The sequence below is a fragment of the Gordonibacter pamelaeae 7-10-1-b genome (genome assembly GCF_000210055.1).
In the GTDB taxonomy this organism is placed as follows: Bacteria; Actinomycetota; Coriobacteriia; order Coriobacteriales; family Eggerthellaceae; genus Gordonibacter; species Gordonibacter pamelaeae.
The window spans coordinates 1201662-1205645 of record NC_021021.1; the positions used below are offsets into that span (position 1 = coordinate 1201662).

Here is a 3984-nt window from a genome sequence, read left to right on the forward strand (position 1 = left end):
CACAGCTGCGCCAAGCCCACGAGCGCGGCCGCGGCGTCGGACGAGCCGCCGCCCAGCCCCGCCTCGGCGGGGATGCGCTTCTCCAGCAGCACGGACACCTGCTCGTCCTCGTTGCGACCGACGGCCTCTGCGAGCCGGCGGATCGCCCTGCTCACGATGTTGTCCTCGGGCGGCACGTCAAGCGGGGGAAGCCCCTCGGCCACGCGGCAGTCGAGGGCGACGGAGAGGCTGCCGGAGCCGTCGGACCCTGCGGGCGCAAGGCGCATGCGCAGCACGTCGTGCATGGTGAGCGCGTGCATGACGCTCAAGGCCTCGTGGTAGCCGTCGGGGCGCCGATCCCCGATGCCCAGGAACAGGTTCACCTTGGCAGGCGCGATGACCTTGACGGCTCCCGGACCGCCGAACGCCGCCTCGTCGACCTTCTGCGCGGCACGCGCCGCCGCCAGCATGTCAACCGCGTGCGGGTCGCGTGCGCGTGCGCCGGCTGCAGGATGCTGCGGACCTGCACCGGCAGACCGCCCGCGCAGGTCAGAGCAGCTAGATGCTGTCTCTTCGGGAGCGTCGGGCTCTTGGGCGGCGATCAGGTTCTCTTCATTTGGCTTGGCCATCACGGGCTCCGTTCATTTCCTTCTCCTGCGCGCGAAGAACGCGCGCAGCATCTCCGCGCACTCGTTGCCGAGCACGCCGGGCGTTGCGGTGAAGTTGTGGTTGAGGCGCTCGTCCTCGTTGATGCGGTACAGCGTTCCCAGCGCTCCGGCCTTCGGATCGGGTGCGCCGTACACGCAACGGTCGACGCGCGCCTGGTGCATGAGGCCAGCGCACATGATGCACGGCTCCAGCGTCACGTACACGGTGCAGCCGGCAAGCCGCCACGCGCCGAGGGCGGCCGACGCCTGCTTCATGGCCAGGAACTCGGCGTGTCCCGCCGGGTCCTGCGTCGTCTCGCGCAGGTTGCCGGCGCGCGCGATCACCTGCGGCTCGGCCAGGGGGCGGCGGGTTGCGGGATCGATGGGCTCGTACACCACCACGGCCCCGATGGGCACCTCGCCCAGCTCTTCGGCGCGGCGCGCCTCGTCGATAGCCAGGCGCATATAGCCCTCGTCGGAAAGGCGCGGCTGCCAATGAGCGGAAACGCGGGCCGCCTCCCCTGCCGTCAAGCCGCTCGGCGCCAGCGCATCCTCCAACCTGCGCGTTCGGGACGCAGGGGCCGCAGGTTCGCGGCGAGGGGCATCGGCTCTGTTGTCTTCGTCGTTCATGCGGATTATTATATGGTATCCTTTGCTTGCTTTTCGGAACCTCTTTCCGAAAAGCGCATGCGGCGAACGAATGTTTCACGTGAAACATCGCCGTGCGGAGCGTGCGACGCTTGCGGGCAGCATGCGCCGCATCACCCTATCGCGGAGGAATGGCCGAGTGGTTGAAGGCGGCAGTCTTGAAAACTGTTGACGTTCACGCGTCCGTGGGTTCGAATCCTACTTCCTCCGCCAGAACGAAACGCGCCCGGAAGCCAGCGGCTCCGGGCGCTTTTACTGCGGCTCGGCATTGCCCTCTACGAAAAGCTCCCGGCTGCCTACCTCCTGCCTACCGCTCGTCCATGGTCACGTAATCGCGCTTGCCGCTGCGGGTGGACTTGTAGGCGGGGCGGATGATGCGCTTGCCGCTCACGATCTCCTCGAAGCGGTGCGCGGCCCAACCGGACATGCGCGCGCACGCGAACAGCGGCGTGAACAGGTCCTCGGGGATGCCCATCATAGAGTACACGAAGCCGGAGTACATGTCGATGTTCGCGCACATGTCCTTGGCCGTGCCCTTCTCGCGCAGGATGACCTCGGGAGCCAAGCGCTCGATGGACTTCAGCAGGTTGAACTCGGCCTCGAACTCCGTGCCCACGGCCAGGCCCTCGGCGAACTGCTTGCAGATGATGGCGCGCGGGTCGCTCTTCGTGTACACCGCGTGGCCCATGCCGTACACGAGGCCCGTTTTGTCGAAGGCCTCCTTGCGCACGATCTTCGCCAGGTAGTCGGCCACCTGGCCCTCGTCGGACCAGTCGGCCACGTGCTCCTTGATCTCCTGCTGCATGGCCAGCACCTGGTGGTTCGCGCCGCCGTGCTTCCAGCCCTTCAGCGAGCCGATGGCACCGGCGTACGTGGAGTACGGGTCGGTGTCGGCCGAGGTCAGCACGCGCGTGGTGAACGTGGAGTTGTTGCCGCCGCCGTGCTCGGCATGCAGGCACAGCATGACGTCGAGCATACGCGCCTCTTCCAGCGTGAACTGGCGGTCGGGGCGCAGCATGGACAGGATGGTCTCGGCCGTGGACTGGCCGGGAATGAAGCGGTGCATGATCATGGACTCGTTGTTGTAGCGGGCGCGCTTGGCGTAGTACGTGAGCACCATGATGCGCGGCAGGCGCGAGATGAGCGAGATGGCCGTGTGGATCTCATGGTGCGCCGAACGGTCCTCCGCGTCGGGGTCGTAGGCGTACAGCAGCAGGATGGTGCGCGCCAGCACATTCATGATGTCGGGCGGCGTGTCGCGCATGATCATGGACGCGGTGAACCCGTCCGGCAGCTCGCGCTGGCCGTCGAGGACCTCGATGAAGCGGTCGAGCTGCTCGCGCGTGGGCAGCTCGCCCATGAGCAGCAGGTACGAGACCTCCTCGAAGTTGAAACGGTGCTCGGCGGACTGGTCGCCCAGAAGGTCGTACACATCGTAGCCACGATAGCGCAGATGGCCCTCGTCGGCGATCTTCTCGTTGTCCGACACCACGTAGCCATGCACGTTCGCGATGTTCGTAAGGCCGGCCACCACGCCGGTGCCGTCCGCATTGCGCAGGCCGCGCTTCACGTCGTACTGCTCGTAGTAGGCGGGGTCGATGGAGTTGATGGTCTTGAAATTCTCGTAGAGAGCGATCTTCTTCTCTTCTTCTTGCATGCAAACCTCCCTGCGTCATGGACGGCCCCGCTCCCGCCGTGCATTGCCCGAGACCCGGCGAAACCGGGCGCAATGCGAAGCGAATGGCGGGGAAATCGGATGGTCGTCCGTTCGTGCTTTAGTATGATAAAGCCTTAGGATGCGCCTTCACAGCACTTTCCGGCGAATAACAGAGGGAATCTTCATGCGGAAGGTCAGCGGAGCACGAAAAGGACCCGCCGCCATCCGGCTGGAAGCGATGGGTGCGCGCACGGTATGGCGGTGACGGGCGAGTGACGGTTCGTATGCGGACGGCAGGGCAGGCGCTGGCGCCGGGGCGGAACGCTTAGAATGGCCGGCACGACACGGTGCCCATCCAGTGGAAACGAGGCGTCCATGCTCTCCTCCCTGTTCCAGCTGCTCGTCGAGAAGCGCGCTTGGTTTTTCGACCTGCTCCTCCAGCATATCGGCATCTCGTTCATATCCATCGCGCTGGCGGCCCTCATCGGGCTGTCGCTGGGCATTGCCATCGCCGCATGGCGGCGCGGGGCGAAACCCGTGCTCGCGCTGGTGAACTTCGTGTACACCATCCCGTCCATCGCGCTGTTCGGCTTCCTCATCCCCGTCACGGGCATCGGCGACCTCACGGCCGTCGTGGCGCTCACCGTGTACGCGCTGCTTCCCATGGTGCGCAACACGTACACCGGCCTCACCACCATCGACCCCGCCATCATCGAGGCGGCGCGCGGCATGGGCTCCACGGACCGCCAACTGCTCTACCGCATAGAGCTGCCGCTGGCCGCGCCCGTCATCATGAGCGGCATCCGCAACATGGCCACCATGACCATCGCGCTGGCCGGCATCGCATCGTTCATCGGCGCAGGCGGCCTGGGCGTGGCCATCTACCGCGGCATCACCACGAACAACATGGCCATGACGCTGGCGGGCAGCGTGCTCATCGCGCTCTTGGCCATCGCGGTGGACCTGCTGCTGGGCCTGGCCGAGAAGTCGACGCGGCGCCACCTCGAGCCGTCGGACGCACGGCGCCGGAAGCGGGCGGGAACGCGGAGGGGC

At 66.5% G+C, this 3984-nt stretch carries 4 protein-coding genes and 1 tRNA gene; 2 read left to right on the forward strand and 3 right to left on the reverse strand.

Annotated features, from left to right (window positions below; genetic code table 11):
• Both GPA_RS05580 and GPA_RS05585 read right to left on the reverse strand, forming a co-directional pair.
• Positions 1-608 (reverse strand): 4-(cytidine 5'-diphospho)-2-C-methyl-D-erythritol kinase (locus GPA_RS05580; protein ID WP_414735663.1); only part of this gene is annotated, 608 nt, incomplete at its 3' end.
• Positions 609-620: 12 nt separating this feature from the next.
• Positions 621-1184, reverse strand: coding sequence for a nucleoside deaminase (locus GPA_RS05585; RefSeq protein ID WP_244909756.1), 564 nt, complete (start codon positions 1182-1184; stop codon positions 621-623).
• Positions 1185-1399: 215 nt separating this feature from the next.
• On the opposite strand from GPA_RS05585, the gene GPA_RS05590 reads away from it, so the two are divergent.
• Positions 1400-1487: transfer RNA gene (locus GPA_RS05590), tRNA-Ser, on the forward strand.
• 94 nt (positions 1488-1581) lie between these two features.
• Here GPA_RS05590 and GPA_RS05595 read toward each other — a convergent pair.
• Complete coding sequence (locus GPA_RS05595) at positions 1582-2931, reverse strand: citrate/2-methylcitrate synthase (RefSeq protein ID WP_015539227.1); 1350 nt, start codon at positions 2929-2931, stop codon at positions 1582-1584.
• A gap of 375 nt (positions 2932-3306) precedes the next feature.
• On the opposite strand from GPA_RS05595, the gene GPA_RS05600 reads away from it, so the two are divergent.
• On the forward strand, positions 3307-3984 hold a 678-nt coding region (locus GPA_RS05600), incomplete at its 3' end, for an ABC transporter permease (protein ID WP_156791134.1).